General features: G+C 59.2%; 19 protein-coding genes and 1 tRNA gene. 5 read left to right on the forward strand and 15 right to left on the reverse strand.

Going from position 1 to position 19,340, the window contains the following annotated elements:
• Positions 1 to 9 precede the first annotated feature (9 nt).
• A complete protein-coding gene (locus A7J50_RS22050) occupies positions 10 to 1,203 on the forward strand; it encodes an Arm DNA-binding domain-containing protein (RefSeq protein WP_064453714.1) in 1,194 nt (397 codons plus the stop codon).
• A gap of 133 nt (positions 1,204 to 1,336) precedes the next feature.
• Here A7J50_RS22050 and A7J50_RS22055 read toward each other — a convergent pair.
• A tRNA-Ser gene (locus A7J50_RS22055) sits at positions 1,337 to 1,426 on the reverse strand.
• A gap of 336 nt (positions 1,427 to 1,762) precedes the next feature.
• On the opposite strand from A7J50_RS22055, the gene A7J50_RS22060 reads away from it, so the two are divergent.
• The 3 genes from A7J50_RS22060 (at position 1,763) to A7J50_RS22070 (ending at position 4,429) form a co-directional block, all read left to right on the forward strand.
• On the forward strand, positions 1,763 to 2,455 hold the full coding sequence (locus A7J50_RS22060; protein WP_064453715.1) for a crotonase/enoyl-CoA hydratase family protein: 693 nt from the start codon (positions 1,763 to 1,765) through the stop codon (positions 2,453 to 2,455).
• Between the two features lie 213 nt (positions 2,456 to 2,668).
• Positions 2,669 to 3,415: a lysophospholipid acyltransferase family protein gene (locus A7J50_RS22065; RefSeq protein WP_064453716.1), complete on the forward strand. Its 747-nt coding sequence runs from the start codon at positions 2,669 to 2,671 to the stop codon at positions 3,413 to 3,415.
• 42 nt (positions 3,416 to 3,457) lie between these two features.
• A complete protein-coding gene (locus A7J50_RS22070; protein ID WP_064453717.1) occupies positions 3,458 to 4,429 on the forward strand; it encodes a magnesium and cobalt transport protein CorA in 972 nt (323 codons plus the stop codon).
• On the opposite strand, the gene A7J50_RS22075 is transcribed toward A7J50_RS22070, so the two are convergent.
• From A7J50_RS22075 to A7J50_RS22085, 3 genes are all read right to left on the reverse strand, one after another.
• Positions 4,426 to 5,151, reverse strand: a complete 726-nt coding sequence (locus tag A7J50_RS22075) for an amidotransferase (protein ID WP_064453718.1) — start codon at positions 5,149 to 5,151, stop codon at positions 4,426 to 4,428. The genes A7J50_RS22070 and A7J50_RS22075 overlap by 4 nt on opposite strands.
• Positions 5,152 to 5,381: 230 nt before the next feature.
• Positions 5,382 to 7,529: a 3-hydroxyacyl-CoA dehydrogenase NAD-binding domain-containing protein gene (locus A7J50_RS22080; protein WP_064453719.1), complete on the reverse strand. Its 2,148-nt coding sequence runs from the start codon at positions 7,527 to 7,529 to the stop codon at positions 5,382 to 5,384.
• Between the two features lie 16 nt (positions 7,530 to 7,545).
• On the reverse strand, positions 7,546 to 8,751 hold the full coding sequence (locus tag A7J50_RS22085; RefSeq protein WP_064453720.1) for an acetyl-CoA C-acetyltransferase: 1,206 nt from the start codon (positions 8,749 to 8,751) through the stop codon (positions 7,546 to 7,548).
• Between the two features lie 649 nt (positions 8,752 to 9,400).
• Here A7J50_RS22085 and A7J50_RS22090 point away from each other — a divergent pair.
• Positions 9,401 to 10,207: a c-type cytochrome gene (locus A7J50_RS22090; protein WP_064455001.1), complete on the forward strand. Its 807-nt coding sequence runs from the start codon at positions 9,401 to 9,403 to the stop codon at positions 10,205 to 10,207.
• A 138-nt stretch (positions 10,208 to 10,345) separates the two neighbouring features.
• Here the strand turns inward: A7J50_RS22090 and A7J50_RS22095 are convergent, their stop codons facing one another.
• The 11 genes from A7J50_RS22095 to A7J50_RS22145 form a co-directional block, all read right to left on the reverse strand.
• Entirely contained in the window at positions 10,346 to 11,149 is an 804-nt protein-coding gene (locus A7J50_RS22095) for a transglutaminase family protein (protein WP_064453721.1), read from the reverse strand.
• Positions 11,146 to 12,096, reverse strand: coding sequence for an alpha-E domain-containing protein (locus tag A7J50_RS22100; RefSeq protein WP_064453722.1), 951 nt, complete (start codon positions 12,094 to 12,096; stop codon positions 11,146 to 11,148). Before A7J50_RS22100 ends, A7J50_RS22095 begins: the two co-directional genes overlap by 4 nt.
• A 4-nt stretch (positions 12,097 to 12,100) precedes the next feature.
• On the reverse strand, positions 12,101 to 13,510 hold the full coding sequence (locus tag A7J50_RS22105; protein ID WP_064453723.1) for a circularly permuted type 2 ATP-grasp protein: 1,410 nt from the start codon (positions 13,508 to 13,510) through the stop codon (positions 12,101 to 12,103).
• A gap of 414 nt (positions 13,511 to 13,924) precedes the next feature.
• Complete coding sequence (locus A7J50_RS22110) at positions 13,925 to 14,266, reverse strand: ribonuclease E inhibitor RraB (RefSeq protein WP_003193463.1); 342 nt, start codon at positions 14,264 to 14,266, stop codon at positions 13,925 to 13,927.
• Between the two features lie 214 nt (positions 14,267 to 14,480).
• Positions 14,481 to 14,717, reverse strand: coding sequence for a hypothetical protein (locus A7J50_RS22115; RefSeq protein ID WP_064453724.1), 237 nt, complete (start codon positions 14,715 to 14,717; stop codon positions 14,481 to 14,483).
• Between the two features lie 103 nt (positions 14,718 to 14,820).
• Positions 14,821 to 15,426, reverse strand: a complete 606-nt coding sequence (locus tag A7J50_RS22120) for an START domain-containing protein (protein WP_064453725.1) — start codon at positions 15,424 to 15,426, stop codon at positions 14,821 to 14,823.
• Positions 15,427 to 15,467: 41 nt separating this feature from the next.
• Complete coding sequence (locus tag A7J50_RS22125; RefSeq protein WP_064453726.1) at positions 15,468 to 15,722, reverse strand: YkgJ family cysteine cluster protein; 255 nt, start codon at positions 15,720 to 15,722, stop codon at positions 15,468 to 15,470.
• A 162-nt stretch (positions 15,723 to 15,884) separates the two neighbouring features.
• Positions 15,885 to 16,376 carry a hypothetical protein gene (locus A7J50_RS22130; RefSeq protein ID WP_064453727.1) on the reverse strand — a complete coding sequence of 164 codons (492 nt, stop codon included), beginning with the start codon at positions 16,374 to 16,376 and terminating at the stop codon, positions 15,885 to 15,887.
• A gap of 93 nt (positions 16,377 to 16,469) precedes the next feature.
• Complete coding sequence (locus A7J50_RS22135) at positions 16,470 to 17,909, reverse strand: PLP-dependent aminotransferase family protein (RefSeq protein WP_053257531.1); 1,440 nt, start codon at positions 17,907 to 17,909, stop codon at positions 16,470 to 16,472.
• A 251-nt stretch (positions 17,910 to 18,160) separates the two neighbouring features.
• Complete coding sequence (locus A7J50_RS22140) at positions 18,161 to 18,976, reverse strand: OmpA family protein (RefSeq protein ID WP_064453728.1); 816 nt, start codon at positions 18,974 to 18,976, stop codon at positions 18,161 to 18,163.
• Positions 18,973 to 19,335 (reverse strand): DUF4398 domain-containing protein, encoded by a 363-nt coding sequence (locus A7J50_RS22145; RefSeq protein ID WP_064453729.1) that lies wholly within the window; start codon positions 19,333 to 19,335, stop codon positions 18,973 to 18,975. Before A7J50_RS22145 ends, A7J50_RS22140 begins: the two co-directional genes overlap by 4 nt.
• Positions 19,336 to 19,340 lie beyond the last annotated feature (5 nt).

Genomic DNA, 19,340 nt, shown 5'->3' on the forward strand with positions numbered 1-19,340 from the left:
GGGACGCATATGGCAGATGGCGTAGAGGCCCGTGGCAATTCAGTACGGGTCTATTTTCGTTTCAATGGCGAGCTGTGCCGAGAGCTTGTGCCCGGCGGCAACACACCGGCCAACCGGGACCACGCAAAACGCCTGGTGACGGTGATCGAGTACGAAATACAGGCCGGCACCTTCGATTACCGCCGGCATTTTCCCGAGTCAACCAAGCTGGCCGAGAACAGCTTCGGCCATTACCTGGACCTGTGGCTGACGATCAAGAGCAACAGCGTCGCTGCGACCTCTTTCCGTGGATATAAGAACAAGGCCGAGGTCCATGTACGGCCGCGCTGGGGTGACGTTCAGATCGATCAGATTGACCACCTGGACCTGCAAGAGTGGATTCAGGGGCCGCTGTCGAAGCGGCTGAAGAACAAGACCATCCGCGACATCATCAGCAATGTGCGCCAGGTGTTCCGGCTGTACCGCACCCGGAAGAAGGTCGCACACGACCCAACTGAGGGGTTATTTGTGCGCCTTCCCGATCCAGAGGCGCCCGACCCGTTCACCAGGGCGGAAATCAAGCAGATCCTCGACACGTACACCAACCGCACCCAGGAGCTATTGATGGTGCAGTTTATGATTTGGGCCGGTCCACGGGTGTCGGAGACCATCGCGCTGGCCTGGGAGGATGTCGACCTGAAACAGGGGACGGTGACTTTCCGTCGCTCCAAAGTGCGGGGGGCCTATCGCGTGACGAAAACCCGGCGCTCTACGCGTAAGGTGCGCCTGCTGGAGCCTGCGTGGGATGCCCTGCGCAAGTTGGACGCCATCAACCAGCTCAAGACCGTGGACACGGTCGACGTCGTCGAGCGGGACAACAAGACAGTCCGCAAGCACAAGCTGCACTTCGTATTCCTGAACACCAAGAGCGGCCTGCCGCACGTCAGCGACTTTGTCGTGAGGGACAGGTTCTTCAAAGCGCACTTGAAAGCGGCCGGCGTTCGCTATCGCGGTCCTGGCCAGTGTCGCCACACCTACGCCAGCCAGTTGCTGACCACCGGCGTGGCTTCGGTCGACTGGATCGCGGAGCAAATGGGCCACACCAGCGCGAACATGATCAGGCAGCACTACGGCATGTGGATTAACGAGGACGGCCCGGACGTCATCGGCATGCTGCAGCACGCCCTGGGCATGCAGCCTCCAGGTGGTGACGAAGCCCCGTAAACCGGGGTCAGAACGCAGGCAATCCAGCAGCCTGTGTTCCCATGGATGTTCCCATATGGGCCTTTTTTGACCCCCTTAAAACACAAAACCCCTGAAAACTTTAACGTTTTCAGGGGTTTAGTCGTTTCAAATTTGGCGGTGAAGGAGAGATTCGAACTCTCGATACAATTTCTTGTATACACACTTTCCAGGCGTGCTCCTTAAGCCACTCGGACACTTCACCGTATCTCGTCAAACCAGTTCAGTCTGTCGAGGCGCGCTAATGTAGTCGAAAGCCTTTCTGATGGCAAAGGTTTTTTTCAGAATTTTCATGCGGTTAGGCGGTTATGCCGTTACCCGCCCGGCGAGGGCGGTGATTCTGCCATTCTCGGGCACCGCTGGCATGCACTTGGGGCGGCTGCTGCGCCCTGCCCTAGGCCGTCTAACCTAATGAGATCCGGGAAAAGTCTGACTGAGTAGTCAGTCACGGCGCTTTACCGGGGCGGGCGTGGTGGGTAACGTCTGCGCATGCTCTTCTATAAACAGCCTATCTATAACAAGTCCTACAAGGAACCGCGTCATGAGTGAGTTGATTGCCTACCACCTCGAAGACGGTATCGCGACCCTGACCTTGAGCAACGGCAAGGTGAATGCCATTTCTCCGGCGGTGGTCAGTGAGTTTAATGCGGCGCTGGATCAGGCCGAGAAAGATCGGGCGGTGGTGATCATCACCGGGACGCCGGGGATTCTGTCGGGCGGTTATGATTTGAAGGTGATGACGGCCGGCCCTAAAGAGGCTATTGGCCTGGTGACGTCGGGCTCGACGTTGGCGCGTCGCCTGTTGTCGCACCCGTTTCCCGTCATCGTCGCATGCCCCGGACATGCGGTGGCCAAAGGTGCGTTCCTGCTGTTGTCGGCAGATTATCGGATTGGTGTGGAAGGCCCGTTCAGCATTGGCCTGAATGAAGTGGCGATCGGCATGACCATGCACCACGCCGGTATCGAGTTGGCGCGGGATCGTCTGCGCAAGTCGGCGTTTCATCGTTCGGTAATCAATGCGGAAATGTTTGACCCGCAGGGCGCACTGCAAGCGGGCTTCCTGGATAAGGTGGTCGCACCGGAAGAGTTGCACGCGGCGGCCCTAGAAGCGGCCCGCCAGTTGAAGAAGATCAACATGAACGCCCACAAGCACACCAAGTTGAAGGTGCGTAAAGCGCTGCTGGAAGCGTTGGATGATGCAATTATCCAGGATCAGGGCCATATCCTGAGCTAACACCCCGCAGCGGCAACGCCAGAGCCCGACCTAGAGTCGGGCTTTTTCTTACCGATACATCCGAAACCTCTTTAGCCGCTCTAGTCAGGCATTGTCGGCTTACGTTGAAACATGTACTTAAACATCGCCTATCTCCTACGTCTGTAGGGGCAATTGCCGAATACAGTGCACATCCGTACACTGCGCCACCTTTTGTCCCGATGGGCCGCGTCGATGCTCTTTCTGTTACGTATGTTGTTGATGAGCCTGCACTTTATGGTTGTCGGTGTGCTGGGCGTGCTGTTGGGCATTTGTCGGCCGTTCAATCCCGACAACAGCCGCTTGTGCGCGCGCCTCTATGCGCTGCCCGCCATGTGGATATTGCGTTTAAACGTGAAGAGAGATGTCGACTCGCTGCGCAACAAGCCCGGCACGTGCGTGGTCATCGCCAACCACCAGTCCAACTATGACTTGTTTGTGTTGGGTACTGTGGTGCCTTACCGCACGGTGTGTATTGCCAAGAAAAGCCTGAAATGGGTGCCGCTGTTCGGCCAGTTGTTCTGGCTGGCTGGCAATGTGCTGATCGACCGCGGCAATGCGCACAAGGCGCGTCGCGCGATGCTCACGACCACGCATACCTTGCAGCATCAGGACACGTCGATCTGGGTATTTCCGGAAGGCACGCGCAACCTCGGCAAAGGCCTGTTGCCGTTCAAGAAAGGCGCGTTCCATATGGCGATTGCGGCAGGTGTGCCGATCGTGCAGGTGTGTGTCAGCAATTACATCACCCATATGCAGCTTAATCAGTGGAACAGTGGTGATGTGCTGATACGCTCGTTGCCACCGATTCCTACCGCAGGCCTGACTTCGGATGACATCCCTCAGTTGATGCAGACCTGTCAGACGCAGATGGATGAATGCATTGCCGCGATGGACCGTGAGCTGCAAAGTGCCGTAACAATCGAACTCGCTTCCAGCTAAGCTGCCCAACACCTGTCCTCCTAATAAGAAGCGATCAGCACCATGGGTAGAGTTGTTGCGGCAGCCGTTTACAGCGCCGGAAAGAAAGTCACCGATATTACCCTCGATGAGGGCGCGGCCTGGGCCGCCAAACCCGACCATTTTGTATGGATCGGCCTGGAAGAGCCCAACGCCCAGGAACTGGCCAACCTGCAACGCCAGTTCAACCTGCATGAACTGGCCATTGAAGACGCCTTGGAAAAGCACAGCCGACCGAAGCTGGAAACCTTCGGCGATGCGCTGTTTATCGTGACCTACTCACCGGTACGCGAGAACGGCAAGCTGGTGTTTATCGAAACTCATATTTTCGCCGGTAACGGCTACATCATTACCGCACGCAACGGGCACTCAGCGTCGTACGGCTATGTGCGCCAGCGCTGTGAGGCGCGGCCGCTGTTACTGGAGCATGGGGAAGATTTCGTACTCTATGCGCTGCTGGATTTCGTCACCGAAAATTACCAGCCGGTGAGCGAGGCGATCCATGCCGAGATCGATGAGTTGGAACGCAACGTGTTGTGCAACTCCCTCAATGAAACCGATATCCAGAACCTCCACGGCCTGCGCCGTGACGTGCTGCGGCTCAAGCGTTATGTGGCGCCGATGGTCGAAATCAGCCAGGAACTGCAGAAGCTGAGCTTCCCGTTTATCGACAAGAACATGCGCCCCTATTTCCGTGACGTGCAGATCCACGTGACGCGGCAGATGGAAGACCTGACCACCCTGCGCGATATCGCCAGCCAGACCATTGAGATCGGTGTGTTGCTGGAGGCCTCACGCCAAAGCGTGGTGCAACGCAAGTTCGCCGCGTGGGCGGCAATTCTGGCATTCCCCACCGCGGTGGCGGGGATTTACGGGATGAACTTCCAGAACATGCCCGAGCTGCAATGGCACTACGGCTATTTTGCGGTGCTCGGGTTTATTGCGGCGGGCTGCACCGGTTTGTGGGCGAGCTTCAAGCGTTCGGGCTGGCTTTAAGCCGCAGTCTCTGGCTTGTGCGCGACAAAACGCATCATCCACTCCGCCACGGTGGCACCGTGGTGGTCACGTTCCAGGCTTGCCACGCCGTGGGTGTAGACCTTTTCCCCAAGAGTTGTCTGAAGAATCTCCAGCAACTCGCGGGAATAATCGTGGATGAATTCCGGGTGGCCCTGGAAGCACAGCACCTGGTCTTCGATGTGATACGCCGCATAGGGGCAAAAATCGCTGGAAGCTATCACCGTGGCGTTTTCCGGCAGGCTGGTCACTTGATCCTGATGACTGATCAGCAACGTCAGTTCTTCCACCACCGGGCTCATCCAGGGCGCCTTGGCATTCAGCGTGTAGTCGTGGATGCCCATGCCCCAGCCTTTGCTGGCGCGTTCAGTCTTGCCGCCCAACAGCAGCGCCAATAACTGGTGACCGAAACACACGCCCAGCAACTTGTCGCCGCGCGCATAGCGGTCGAGCAAGTAGGTTTTAAGGGTCTGGATCCATGGGTCGGTGCCGAAGGAATCGGCCTTGCTGCCGGTGATCAGGTAGGCGTCGAACACCTCATCATCTGACGGGTATTCGCCCTGGACGACGTTGTAGATGACAAATTCGGCGGCTATCGGTTGCTTGGAGAACAGGCGTTTGAACATCTGCCCGTACCCTTGGTACTGATCGATCAAGCCTGGACGCAGGATATCGGTTTCCAGGATACAGACGCGTAGCGACATAAAAAATACCTGACACGGTGATGGGAATAATGCACACCCCAGAGCCTGCCTTGAAATACCCCTGCAAAGCAAGCCCCACCAAGTGCCTACCTGCAGCAGCGTCGGTGCGACGATTCAACTTGCCCGCGATGGCGTCATATCAGCCAATATTTGCAGTGGCTGACATACCGCTATCGCGGGCAAGCCCGCTCCCAAAAGGGTTCTCTATTATCCAAAATATTGCGTTTCGGTCAGGCGAATAGTGTTCCCTGTGCAGCTTTTTCCAGTAGCAGAGCCGGCGGTGAGAACCGCTCCCCATACTGCTCGGCCAGGTAGCGTGCCCGAGCGATAAAGTCGTTGAGCCCATACTGGTTGATAAATTGCAGCGCGCCGCCACTCCACGCGGCAAAGCCAATGCCAAAGATCGAGCCCACGTTGGCGTCGGCCGTCGACATCAACACGCCCTCCTCCACACACCGCACGGTTTCAATCGCCTGGATAAACAGCAAACGATCGCGTACATCTTGTGGCGAAATCTGATTACCGGGCTGTTCAAAGCGCGCTTTCAGCTCGGGCCACAGGTGTTTCTGCCCGCCTGTGGGATAGTCGTAAAAACCGCCTCCGGCCGCCTTGCCCACGCGTTTGTACTCATTCACCAACAGATCGATCACCCGCGTCGCCGGATGCGTCGGTACCGCCTTACCTTCCGCCTGCAGATCCTTCGCGGTTTGCTGTCGGATATGGCTCATCAGGCTGAGCGATACCTCATCGGACACCGCCAACGGCCCCACCGGCATCCCGGCCTTGCGCGCTTCGGTCTCGATCATTGGCGCGGCCACGCCTTCGCCTAACATCGCAATGCCTTCGTTGGTGAAGGTGCCGAACACCCGCGAGGTGAAGAAGCCGCGACTGTCGTTGACCACAATCGGGGTTTTCTTGATTTGCAGTACGAAGTCGAAACCTCGTGCCAGGGTTTCGTCGCTGGTCAGGGCGCCCTTGATGATTTCCACCAGCGGCATTTTGTCGACAGGGCTGAAGAAATGCAGGCCGATAAACTTGCCTTGATCAGGCACCGCTTTGGCCAGGCCGCTGATGGGCAGCGTCGAAGTGTTGGAGGCAATCACCGCACCGGCGCCAACCACGTTTTGTGCAGCCGCCGACACCTTGGCTTTGAGTTCACGGTCTTCGAAGACGGCTTCGATGATCAGGTCGCAGCCAGCCAGGTCGGCGTCATCCTGAGTAGGATGAATCCGCGCCAGGGTGCTTTCACGCTGTTCGGCCGTCAGTTGCCCACGGCTGACCTGCTTGTCCAGCAGCGCGGCCGAATGGGCCTTGCCCTTCTCGGCAGCCGCCAGGTTGACGTCCTTGAGCACCACCTCGATGCCCGCACAGGCACTGACATACGCGATGCCCGCCCCCATCATTCCCGCGCCAAGCACGCCAACTTTACGCGTGACGTAAGGCGCGAAGCCTTGGGGCCGTGAACGGCCGGCGTTGATTTCGTTGAGCTGGAACCAGAAGGTACCGATCATGTTTTTCGCCACCTGCCCGGTGACCAGCTCGGTGAAGTAGCGCGTTTCAATCAGGTGCGCCGTGTCGAAATCCACCTGGGCGCCTTCCACGGCGGCACACAGGATCTTCTCCGGTGCCGGGAAGCAGCCTTGGGTTTTACTGCGCAATATCGACGGCGCAATTGCCAGCATCTGCGCCACTTTGGGGTTCGACGGCGTGCCGCCGGGGAGCTGATAGCCTTTGTTGTCCCACGGCTGCCTGGCCTCAGGATTGGCAAGAATCCAGGCGCGGGACTTGGCCAGCAGTTCGTCGCGGTCCACCGCCAGCTCATTGATCAAGCCCGCCTGCAGCGCCTGCTGCGCACGGACTTTTTTACCTTCCAGCAAATACGGCAAGGCTTTTTCCAACCCCAGCATGCGCACCATGCGGACCACCCCGCCGCCACCCGGCAACAGGCCCAGGGTGACTTCCGGCAAGCCGAGCTGCACCGACTTGTCGTCCAGCGCGACGCGGTAATGGCAGGCCAGGCAAATCTCCCAGCCGCCGCCCAGGGCAGCGCCATTAATCGCGGCAACCACCGGTTTGCCGAGCGTTTCCAAGCGGCGCAATTGCGCCTTTAACACGACCACACCGGCGTAGAAATCCTTGGCGTGCGCTGTGTCGACTTTGATCAATTCATTGAGATCCCCCCCGGCAAAAAAGGTCTTCTTCGCCGAGGTAATGACCACACCGGCCAGCGTGTCCTTCTCCGCTTCCAGGCGCGCGACAGTGGCCGCCATCGCCTCGCGGTACACACTGTTCATGGTGTTGGCGCTCTGGCCAGGCATGTCGAGGGTCAGCACCACGATCTGGTCCTGGCCTTTTTCGTAACGAATGGCTTCGGTCATGACGAATTCCTTGGGCTCAGAGGCGTTCAATAATGGTGGCGATGCCCATGCCACCGCCGACACACAGGGTGGCGAGGCCGTAGCGCTGCTGGCGTACTTCCAGCTCGTCGAGCAAGGTGCCGAGGATCGCGCAGCCCGTGGCGCCCAGTGGATGGCCCATGGCGATGGAGCCGCCATTGACGTTGACCCGCGCGGCATCGATACCCATATCCTTGATGAACTTGAGCACCACCGAGGCAAACGCTTCGTTGACCTCGAACAGGTCGATGTCTTCCACGCGCAAACCAGCCTTGGCCAGGGCTTTGCGTGTAGCAGGCGCCGGGCCGGTGAGCATGATGGTGGGGTCAGTGCTGGTAACCGCCGTGGCGACAATCCGCGCCCGCGGTTGCAGGCCCAGTTCACGGCCTTTGGCCTCAGAGCCGATCAGCATCAGCGCCGCGCCATCGACGATGCCGGAGCTGTTGCCGGGTGTGTGTACGTGGTTGATGCGCTCCACCTGGCTGTAGACCCGCAGCGCGGTGGCGTCGAAGCCCATCTGCCCCATCATCTCGAAGCTCGGCTTGAGCTTGCCCAGGCCTTCGAGGGTGGAGTCGCCACGGATAAACTCGTCATGGTCCAGCAGTACGATGCCGTTCTGGTCCTGCACCGCAATCAGCGATTTGTTGAAAGAACCGTCTGCGCGTGCCCTGGCCGCTTTCTGCTGGGACTGTAGGGCGAAAGCGTCGACGTCCTGGCGAGTGAAGCCTTCCAGGGTCGCGATCAAATCCGCGCCGATGCCCTGGGGCGTGAAGTGGCTGTGCATGTTGGTCTGTGGGTCGAGCACCCAAGCGCCGCCATCACTGCCCATCGGCACGCGGGACATAGATTCGACGCCACCGACCACCACCAGGTCTTCAAAGCCGGAACGCACTTTCATCGCGCCAAGGTTGACCGCTTCAAGGCCCGAAGCGCAGAAGCGGTTGATCTGTAAGCCGGCGACACTGACGTCCCAGTCCGCCACCAGCGCGGCGGTCTTGGCGATGTCGGCACCCTGGTCGCCTACCGGGGTGACGCAGCCGAGGACGATGTCATCCACCTGGCGCGTGTCGAGGTCGCTGCGTTGTGCCAGCGCGGTGAGCAAGCCCGCCACCAGGTTTACCGGTTTGACGCTGTGCAAGGCGCCGTCGGCCTTACCTTTGCCCCGGGGCGTGCGTATCGCATCAAAGATCAAAGCTTGGGTCATGACGTCCTCGAACCGCTGTGCATGTGTGCCCCTTACCTTAGGCCCGATTGACACGGTTTCAATGACGGATGCGCTCATTGCTTTTGACACCCACGCTCGGACGAACGGTAGCCAGCTACGGAAAACGGTCGGTTAAACGTTTTAGCTGTCTAGCCTCAGGGCTGGCGCCAAGATGGCCTTAGGCCTCATGCCGTTTTTAGCGGATTTACTGATTAGCTGATATGAAATGGATCTAAGCCGCAAAGAACGAGGGCTCTAAGGTTGAATCAGTAAGAAGTTGCTGCCGGGTTTTGCTGGAGCAGCTGTAAGAAAAGCGACACGTCACGTTGCGATACTGAAATTAACCGGCACGCATTTGACGTTCAGGAATAACAACAAAAGGCAGACAGCCATGTTCAAACACACCAAAGTACGTCAGGCGGGACTTATTCTTTTCGCCACCACTCTGATTCTGATCTTGCCCAATTTAACCAAGATTATTGGGTGACGACTCGATCCTCACATTGCGTGCACACAGTGCATCAGGACTGCAGTTTTTGGCAGCACCTGCCGGGACATTGCGTATAGCGGTCCTGTTGCAGGGGCTGTCTTTTTGCGTGCAGATTTCCGGTATCGTGTGCGCAACCGTCACTTCGAACCGGGCTCCCTCTTGAAACCGATCCTTGCCTTCCTCGCCTTGCTGTTGGCCCTGCCCGCTGCGGCGGCGCAATTGACCATTGAGTTGGACCACGCCAGTAAAACCTGGCAGACCGAGGACTTGCTCAAGCACCCGGATGCGCAGACGGTGCAGATCGTTGATGACGTTTCCTACAAGCGCAATATGACGTATCGCGCAGTGCCGTTGGCAGATCTCCTGCCCGGTTTGAAACCTGAAAACCACCTTCAAGCCGTGGCCCTGGATGGATTTGCCGCTGAGCTAGCCGCTGCGCCATTGTTGGAGAAACACGGCGCACGTGCCTGGCTGGCGGTGGAAGACCCGGCGCACCCGTGGCCCGCGCTGGCGGAAGGCAAACCCGGTGCCGGGCCGTTCTATCTGGTGTGGACCGACCCGCAAGCCGCCCATATCAGCCCGGAGCAGTGGCCGTTTCAACTCTCCGCCATCAAGCAACTGAAGACGGTGGCCGAGCGTTTTCCGGCCCTGTTGCCCGATCCGAAGTTGGCTGCAAATGACCCGATCAACCAGGGCTTCGCGTTGTTCCAGAAAAACTGCCTGGCCTGCCATCGCCTCAATGGCGCCGGCGATGCACAGATGGGGCCGGACCTGAACGTGCCCTACAGCCCGACCGAGTATTTCAGCGGGGATTTCCTCAAGCGTTATATCCGCGACCCTCAGAGCCTGCGGCATTGGCCACAAGCGAAGATGCCGGCGTTTACGGCCAGCGTGTTGCCGGATGGCGAGCTGGATTTGCTGGTGGGGTATTTGAAGCATATGGCGGGGCGTAAACAGCAGCCCTGAGCCTGGCAATTTTTCTGAAAACACCCGCGCCCACTGTGGGAGCTGGCTTGCCTGCGATAACGGACGTTCAGTTAACCCATTTGCAGCTGACCCAGCGCAATCGCAGGCCAGCCAGCTCCCACACCAGAGTTGCCTCGCCTATTGCTGCTGCACCGATATCACCGGCGTTGGCGCCACACACACCTTGGCATGCATCTGCTCATGCCCGCCGCCACGGCGCATGCCGCGTACCGGGCAGGCATCCAGGTAATCCAGGCCCACGGCCAGTTTCAAATGCCGTTCCGGCCGGGCCAGTTGGTTGGTCACGTCAAAGCTGTACCAGGCGTCATCCAGCCAGGCTTCCGCCCAGGCATGGCTGGCGAGGTGCGTGCTGTCCTCAGTGTACAAATACCCCGACACATACCGCGCCGGAATCCCCAGGCTGCGCGCGCAGGCCAGGAACGCATGGGTGTGATCCTGGCACACGCCTGCGCGGCCGGCGAAGGCCTGCGCGGCACAGGTGTCGACTTCAGTGGCGCCGGGCGTGTAGACCATTGACTGGTTGAGGGCGTGCATCAGGTCGATCAGCGCGCTGCGGTCACGACGGCGCTGGCAGTGTTGCTCGGCAAAGCCTCGCAGTGCCTCGTCGGGCTCGGTCAGGCGTGTGCTGCGCAGGAACGGAAAGGCCGACTGGCTCTCGTGTTCGGCCTCGCGTAATTCGTCGATATCCACTTGGCCACGGGCGCCAATGATGATGGCGTCGTGGGGTTCATCCAGGGTCAGCACGTGCAGGATGTTGCCGAACGGGTCAACCTGCGCCCGCACCGGGCGCGGCAGGTCGAGTTGCCAGCTGAGCACATGCTGGCGCTCGCTGTCGTGGGGCGTGAGGCGCAGGTACTGGATGCTGGCGCGCACCTGGTCTTCGTAACGGTAGGTGGTTTCGTGGCTGATGGAGAGTCTCATGCCGCCTCCAGGTAGGAACTGTAGATGGCGTCGCCCAACTGGCGGACCAAGGGAATAAAATCGGTCAGCCAGGCGTGCAGGCCTTCCTCGAGAATTTCATCGATGGCGGTAAAGCGCAGGCGCGCGTCCATCTCGGCGGCCAGGCGCTGGGCCGGGCGGCCATTGAGGCCGGGCAGGCTGGCGAGAATCTGGTCGATCTCTTCGCTGCAGGCCCGCAGGGAACGCGGGACGTCTGCGCGTAACAGCAGCAGCTCGGCCACTTGCCGGGCGCCGGGCGCGTCGCGGTAGATCTCGGTGTAGGCCTCGAATGACGACAAGGCGCGCAACAAGGCGCTCCATTGATAGTAGGCGTGGGCCGTGCCGTCGGTGACGGCGGCGGCTTGGTCACCGGCCATTTCGTAGCGAGCATCGAGCAGGCGCAGGGTGTTGTCGGCGCGCTCGATAAAGGTGCCCAGGCGAATAAAACGAAACGCATCGTTACGCATGATGGTGCCGTAGGTAGCGCCTCGGAACAGGTGCGAACGCTCCTTGACCCATTCACAAAACCGGCTCATGCCGTAGTGGCTCAGCCCTTGTTGGGCAATATCGCGAATATCCAGCCAGGTGGCGTTGATGTTTTCCCACATGTCGGCGGTAATTCGCCCACGCACTGCATGGGCGCTGGCCCGCGCAGCGCCGAGACAACTGTAGATGCTGGCCGGGTTGGCCGCGTCCAGTGCAAAGAAGTGCAACAAGCGTTCGGCGTGCAGTTCGCCGTGGCGTTCGTGGTAATCCTCCAGAGTGCCGGTGATCAACAACGGCATGGCCAACTCATGCAAGCCATCGCCGCGCCCGTCCTGGGGCATCAGCGACAACGAATAGCTGACATCGAGCATGCGCGCGAGGTTTTCGGCGCGCTCCAGGTAGCGCGACATCCAGTACAAATCCGAGGCAGTTCTACTCAACATGGCATCAGTCCTCGACCACCCAAGTGTCTTTGGTGCCGCCGCCCTGGGACGAATTGACCACCAGCGAGCCTTCGCGCAGCGCCACACGGGTGAGGCCACCGGGAACGACGCGGGTTTCCTTGCCGGACAATACAAACGGCCGCAAGTCGATATGGCGCGGCGCGATGCCGTTTTCGACGAAGGTCGGACAGGTGGATAAACACAGGGTCGGTTGTGCGATATAGGCGTGGGGCTTGGCCTTGATACGGGCGCGGAAGGCTTCGATTTCCGCCGCCGTGGAAGCCGGGCCGACCAGCATGCCGTAGCCGCCGGAGCCTTGGGTTTCCTTGACGACCAGGTCCGGCAGGTTGGCCAGCACATGGGACAGTTCATCGGGCTTTCGGCACTGAAACGTCGGAACGTTCTTCAGAACCGGCTCTTCATCCAGGTAAAAGCGGATCATCTCGGTGACGAAGGGGTACACCGACTTGTCATCCGCCACCCCCGTGCCGATCGCATTGGCCAGTACCACATTGCCCGAGCGGTATGCCGCGAGCAGGCCAGGCACGCCCAGCATCGAATCAGGGTTGAAGGCCAGCGGGTCGAGGAATGCGTCGTCGAGGCGCCGGTAGATCACGTCCACTGCCTTGGGGCCGTCGGTGGTGCGCATGAATACGCGGTCATCGCGGACAAACAGGTCCGCGCCTTCTACCAGTTCCACGCCCATCTCCCGGGCCAGGAAGGCATGTTCAAAAAACGCGCTGTTGAAGCGGCCCGGCGTCAGCACCACCACACTTGGATTATCCAGCGGGCTGGAGCTTTTGAGGGTATCGAGCAGTAGGTTGGGGTAATGATCAATCGGCGCAATGCGCTGCGCCGCGAATAATTCCGGGAACAGCCGCATCATCATCTTGCGATCTTCAAGCATGTAGCTGACACCGCTTGGGGTGCGCAGGTTGTCTTCCAGCACGTAGTAAGTGCCATCGCCATCACGTACGAGATCGACCCCGGAGATGTGGGAATACAGATCGCGGTGCAGGTCCAGGCCCTGCATCGCCAGTTGGTATTGCTCGTTGGCCAGCACCTGCTCGGCGGGGATAATGCCGGCCTTGATGATGCGCTGGTCGTGATACAGGTCGGCGAGAAACATGTTCAGCGCCTTGACCCTTTGAATACACCCACGCTCGACAATCCGCCATTCACTCGCCGGAATACTGCGCGGGATGGTGTCAAAAGGGATCAGACGCTCAGTGCCCTGCTCGTCCCCATAGAGGGTGAAGGTGATACCGGCACGGTGGAACAGCAAGTCGGCCTCACGCCGGCGCTGCGCCAGCAGTTCGGCCGGCGTTTCGGCCAACCAGCGGGCGAACTCGCGGTAATGGGGGCGAACCTGCCCTGCCCCGTCGTACATTTCATCGTAATAAGTGCGGGTCATGCCGTACTCCTTGTCACCCGGGCGCAAGCACTGTCGCAAGGCCCGTGCCATCGGCATAAACACTTAAAAATCAGTCAGTTAAATAACCTGCAAAATCTGACCGCACCTTCCTGGTGCGCAGAATGCTGGCGCTCACGACCCGCGCTTCATCGCAATGCAGGCTTTGACTATCAACAGCATAGTCAGAGTTGATTTCACTGCCCGGCCCCTCCTGCGGATAATCACCCACATCGGCTGAACAGGATTGTTTCCTGAGATTTCAGCGAACCTCTCTTCCCTTTGGGCCACCCTTTTTGGGTGGCTTTTTTTTGCTGCTCGAAAAGTGCTCTGCACGTTCGGGAAATTTCAGACAGCACAAACAAAATCGGCCGACCCAAAGGTCAGCCGATACGCTGTGTTGCTCATAAAATCCAGCTACATGGGTAACCCACGCACCTCCTGCTTGACGCCCCACCCTTCGATGATTCCGCCCAGCGGCTCGACCACCGCTTCAAAGTCTTGCTCGAAGTCTCCTATACCGTCGTAGGTTGCGAACATGATTTTGCTCAGCTCCAGGTACCAGGCGCCATCATCGCGCGCGCTGACCTGGGCATTCAGGGATTCCCCACGAAATCGACCCGCAGCCCTTCGCGCCCGTTCCTCATCCGGGAAAATGGCGTAGAACTCGATGGGGTGAAAACGCGAGAAGTCGAAGCCGCCCTCTTTCATGCGGCGCAGTACGTTGGTGCTGATGTCTTCTTGATAGGCTGTGCTCATGAAACGTCCTCCTCAAACCGATGGATAGACTTTCCGTGCTTCCCGAAGCCCGCGCCCTACTGGCGCGGGTACTACGGCAATGACATGACCGCGGGAAAACAAGCATGTAGCTGACAAGACCAGACCTTAGCGATTCATTCGCTGATCTCAGTTGCAGAGTAGCGCGAAGCTATCCCCTCCACCAGAGGTGGTTTGGATGCCATACAGGGAATATTCAGGCGGCGGGGGAGATGTCGAGAATCTGAATACTGTTCTGATCCTTGAGGATCTTGACCGTAGGCTCGGGCTTGCGGCCCTCAAGGTCATTAAGATCGAGTTCGGCGGCTACGGGCACCAGCTTGCTGCGAATCATGTGTGCCGCATCTTCGAGGCTGGGTTTTTGTGCGCAGGTGAACTGCTCCACGGACTGTACGCCGTGATCATCAACGAAGGTAATCTGCCACTTTTGCATCGGTGCCTCCTCGATAAAACCCGTGTGTGGGCTTACACATATCTGGACCTTGAGGGACCGGCAAACGTTCCACTCAAGGCCGGAGGCACCTGATCAACTGCGCTTATTTTTCAGCGTGTTCTTTCAAGGCTTTCAAGGTGTTGAACGGCGCGTCCACCACAAACTTGTTGGCCAGCCACGACGGCACACTGCCACCTGGCTCGGTGTGCACCTGGTAGGTGACTTCGGTCTGGTTGTCGCCTTTTGGCACCAGTTTCCAGTAGCCATCTACCTGGGCGACACGCACGTAGCCTTTGACTTCCGGCTGGTAGGTCGGCACTTCCAGCAGTTTACGGGTCACAGTGCCATCGGCGGCCTTCGACGTGGTGATTTCAAGGATCGAATCGCGGTCGGTCACCGGGAACGGTGCCTTGAACTGGGTGTAGGTCCAGCTCTTGTCACCTTCGGTCTTGAGCAGTTTTTGCGATTTGCATTCGTGAATCCAGGAGCAGGCACCGGCCACGTCTTCCTGCAGGGCCTGGATCTTGGCGACGGGCGCCTTGATCAGGGCCACACCGCGATACGCCTTGTATTTGGAGCCGGCAATTTCGCTCAGGGACACCTTGATACCGTCTTCGTCCTTGGCGACTTGCCAATCTTCAGCCTGGGCAGTGGCTGCAAATAACACCGTAAAGCCGCACAACACAGCCATTCGTTTCAGCGAACCCATTGTTGTATTCCTTATTGTTGAAGTTCCGATAGTAAAGCCCATCAAGCCGCCGTCATTTGCTCCCACCAGCCGATCAATCGGATCGCATCGGCTTGATCGTTGCCACAAACCTCAAGGTCTGCCTTGAAGTCACTGCACACCGCCGGTCGCTCCGGTAGCCCGAACAGCAGGCACAGCTGTTCGACCGACAGATGCAGGCAGCGTTCGCCTGCCGGTTTGCCGTGGGGCATTCCAGGTAATGGCGAACTGATGGAGGGGGCGATGCAGCAAGCGCCACAGCCTTCACGGCATTTCATGACCAGCAGGTCCTCGACGACTCAATGTGGATGGCCGGGCTAGAGTACGCCCTTAAACAGCCGTTTTAAAATGGTCTAACAGGGGTTTTTCGCACAAAACAAAAGTGACTGACCAGTCTGCGACAAATGGTCGATGGCCTGCGTCACCTTTGCGGGGGAACTTTATTGCTTGAATTCGAAATCGAGCGCGGCGCCTTCAATATCGCGTCGTTCTTCACTGCGCAGTTGCAGCTGCATCTGGTTGCTGAGCAGGCGGCCATTGATCTGGAACGCGCTGTCGTCGGTGGGTTTTTCAGCAAACATGGGCGGTAACAACGGCACGCTCTTCGGTTTAGGCATGGTGCCAATGGGCTGCAAATGCCTGACCATTTCCGTCGGCAGGGACAAGTCCAACTGTGCCGGTGGCAGTTTGGTCTGGGCTATTTCGTGGGCAGACTTGGATTTGCTCGCGACCGGTGCGCGTTTTTTTATTACTGCAGGTTTCTTCTTGGCTGCCGGAGCCTTTTTAACCGGCGCCGGCTTCTTCGCAGGGGTCTTCTGTTCGGTACTGGCAGCGGGCTTGCCGTCAGTCACGGGAGCCGCCGCCAGCACCGAGCCGGCATTGCACAGGCTTAGCAGGCCAATCACCACAACAGTGCGAAAAATAGAGGTCATATCGCCAACAGCATTAACGGCAGAGAGCCATATGCTCGCTTTTTGTGCGTGGCATGACAAGTCTGGTGATTCGCCAGCCCGTCTTGCCCCCCTTCAAAAACCGGCCGCAGTTTCCTGACACAACTGGTTGGCCAACATCCCCAGCGTCATCAGTGCCCGCTCTGCCTCGCGGTTCCACGGCGTGCCGCAGTTAAGACGAATACAGTGATTGAACTGTTCCGTATTACTGAAGATCACCCCCGGCGCGATGCTGATGCCCTGCTGCAGTGCACGCACATGCAGTTCCTGGGTATTGACCCGTCCCGGCAAACTGACCCACAAAATGAAGCCGCCCGTCGGGCGTGTCATCTGTGTGCCCTCCGGGAAATACTGCTGCACCGCCAGCTGGAAAGCACTCAGGTTCTTGCGGTATTCCTGGCGGATGTAGCGCAGATGCCGATCATAGCCACCGTTCTCCAGGTACGCCGCGACCCCCATCTGGGTGACGCTGCAGGCCGAGTGGGTACTGAACATCTGCAACCGCTGGATTTCCTGTTGATACTTGCCGGCGATCATCCAGCCGATGCGCACACCCGGGGACAAGGTCTTGGAAAAGCTCGAGCAATAGATCACCCGGTCCAGGCGGTCATAGGCTTTCAGCGCCTTGGTGCGGCCCAGTTCGAACATGAGCTCGCCGTAGATATCGTCCTCGACGATCTGAATATCGAAATCCGAGGCCAGGCGCAGCAACTGTTTCTGGCGCTCCTCGGGCATGGTCGCGCCCAGCGGATTACTCAGGCGCGTAGTCAGCACCAACGCCTTGATCGACCATTGGTTGGCTGCCAGTTGCAGGGCTTCAAGGCTCATGCCGGTGGACGGGTCGCTGGGGATCTCGATGACTTTGAGGCCCAGCAGATCCGCCAGTTGCAGCAAGCCGTAATACGTCGGGGACTCGGCGGCAATCAAGTCGCCGGGACGGGTCAGCACACGCAAGGACATCTGCAACGCATCGACACAACCGTGGGTAATCACCACTTCGGAGGGGTCCACAACCACGCCGGCATCGCGCATGCGAATTGCCACCTGGCGCCGCAGCGGTTCAAAGCCGGGGCTGAACATGTAGCTGAACGCCCGCGGGCTCTGAAAGCGCGTGACCTTGGCCAACTGTTGATGCAGCGCCCGTACCGGCAAGTAGTCAACACTCGGTACCGCCGCGCCGAGCGGGAACACACCTTCACGGCGCGACTCGACCAATACCTGCTGGATAATGCTGCTGCGGGTGACCAACCCCGGGCGTTCAACCCGCGCGATGTCCGGCGTGGGCGCCGTGAGTGCGGGCGTCTGGTGCACGTAATAGCCCGACTGTGGCCGCGCCCGGATCAGCCCCTGGTCTTCCAGGTTGGCGTAGGCCTGCAACACCGTGGCGTGGCTGACGTTGAGCTGTGAACTCATCTTGCGCACCGAAGGCACGCGCTCACCGGGTTGATAGACACCGCGCCGGATGTCCTCAGCCAGTTGCTGGGCGATACGTTGGTAAAGCAACAGATTGGTCATGACGCAGCACTCGATTTCACGGGTATTTTATTTTTGTGTGAAACATACCGGCACAGTTTAGAAGTGTACGGGGACAGTTGCGAGAATAGTCGAGCGCGAGCGGCAGTGATAGAAAAAACTGTAAGGTGCATACAGAACAAAAATGTGGGAGCGGGCTTGCTCGCGAATGCGGTGTGTCAGCCAATGAAATGTTGACTGATACTCCGCATTCGCGAGCAGGTCCGCTCCCACATTTTATTCGGCGACAGGCTTCAGCGCGCAGCGCCTAACTGGCCTTTCTCATCGGAGAACACAATTTCCACACGACGATTCTGTGCGCGGCCCCGCTCGGAGGCGTTGACCTCCACCGGGTACTGGTCGCCGTAGCCTTCAACCTGGATGCGTTTTTCGTCGATCCCCAGGTCCATCAGCACGTCGGCCACGGCCTGCGCACGGTCGCGGGACAGCTTGAGGTTTTCCTGCTCGCCGCCGGTGTTGTCGGTGTAGCCCTCGATGCGCACCACGCGCTTGGGGTTCAGTTGCAGGAACTGCACGATCTTGAGCACGGTGCGGTTGGCCGAGTTTTGCAGCTGCGCGTCACCGGTGTCGAACAGCACATCGCCGAGGGTCATGACCAGGCCGCGATCGGTCTGGGTGGTGGTCAGGCTGGCGATTTGCTCTTCAAGCCACTTGCCTTGCTGCTGCACACTGGCCAGCTTGTTTTCACGCAGGGCCAGTTGCAGGCGTTGGCGCTCGAGTTCGAGCTTGGTACCGCGCTCTGCGTTAAGGCCTTGCTCGGTGTGTTCGCGGGCGATGGCACTGTAGCGCTGGCTCAGGTAGGCGTAATGCACCACGTCGGCACCGCTGCCCCAGTAGCTGGACAAGCGATCGGCGCGGGCCAGGGACTCACCGGCGCGAATCACATCCTTGGGCGCGAAGCGCAACACGTTGGAGTCTTCCTTGACCTTCTGGAAGTCACTGCCGGCCTGCTGCAACGCCTGCTCGCTATTGGGTTGGCTGGCGCAACCGCCCAGGGCGGCGCTGCTCAACAGCAGCACACAGCTCAGACCACGGATCATCGGGCTCATTGGGCTTCTCCCAACTGCAATTGCTTGCGCAGGCGAGTGATGCGGGTATTGAGCACGTTCAGTTGCTCCTGGCTCTTGCGGGTCAGAATTTTCGCTTCGGCGAGGCGCGCGTCCAACTCGGCCTGTTCGGCCCGCATACGCGCATGCTTGTAGGATTGGTCAGCCATATCGGCCTGGGCCCTGGCGAACTTGTCTTCGGCCAGTTTCAGTTCCGGCGACTCATCGGTGCTGGCACCCACGGCGCCGGCTTGTTCCAAGGCTTGCTGGGTGAGGCGTATTTGTTCATTCGGCGCAGGATCGGCTGCACATCCCGCCAGAGCGACAACGGCGAGGGCCGCGAAAAGAGGTCGAAGAGTCACTGTAA

The sequence above is a fragment of the Pseudomonas antarctica genome (assembly GCF_001647715.1).
Lineage (GTDB): Bacteria > Pseudomonadota > Gammaproteobacteria > Pseudomonadales > Pseudomonadaceae > Aquipseudomonas > Aquipseudomonas antarctica_A.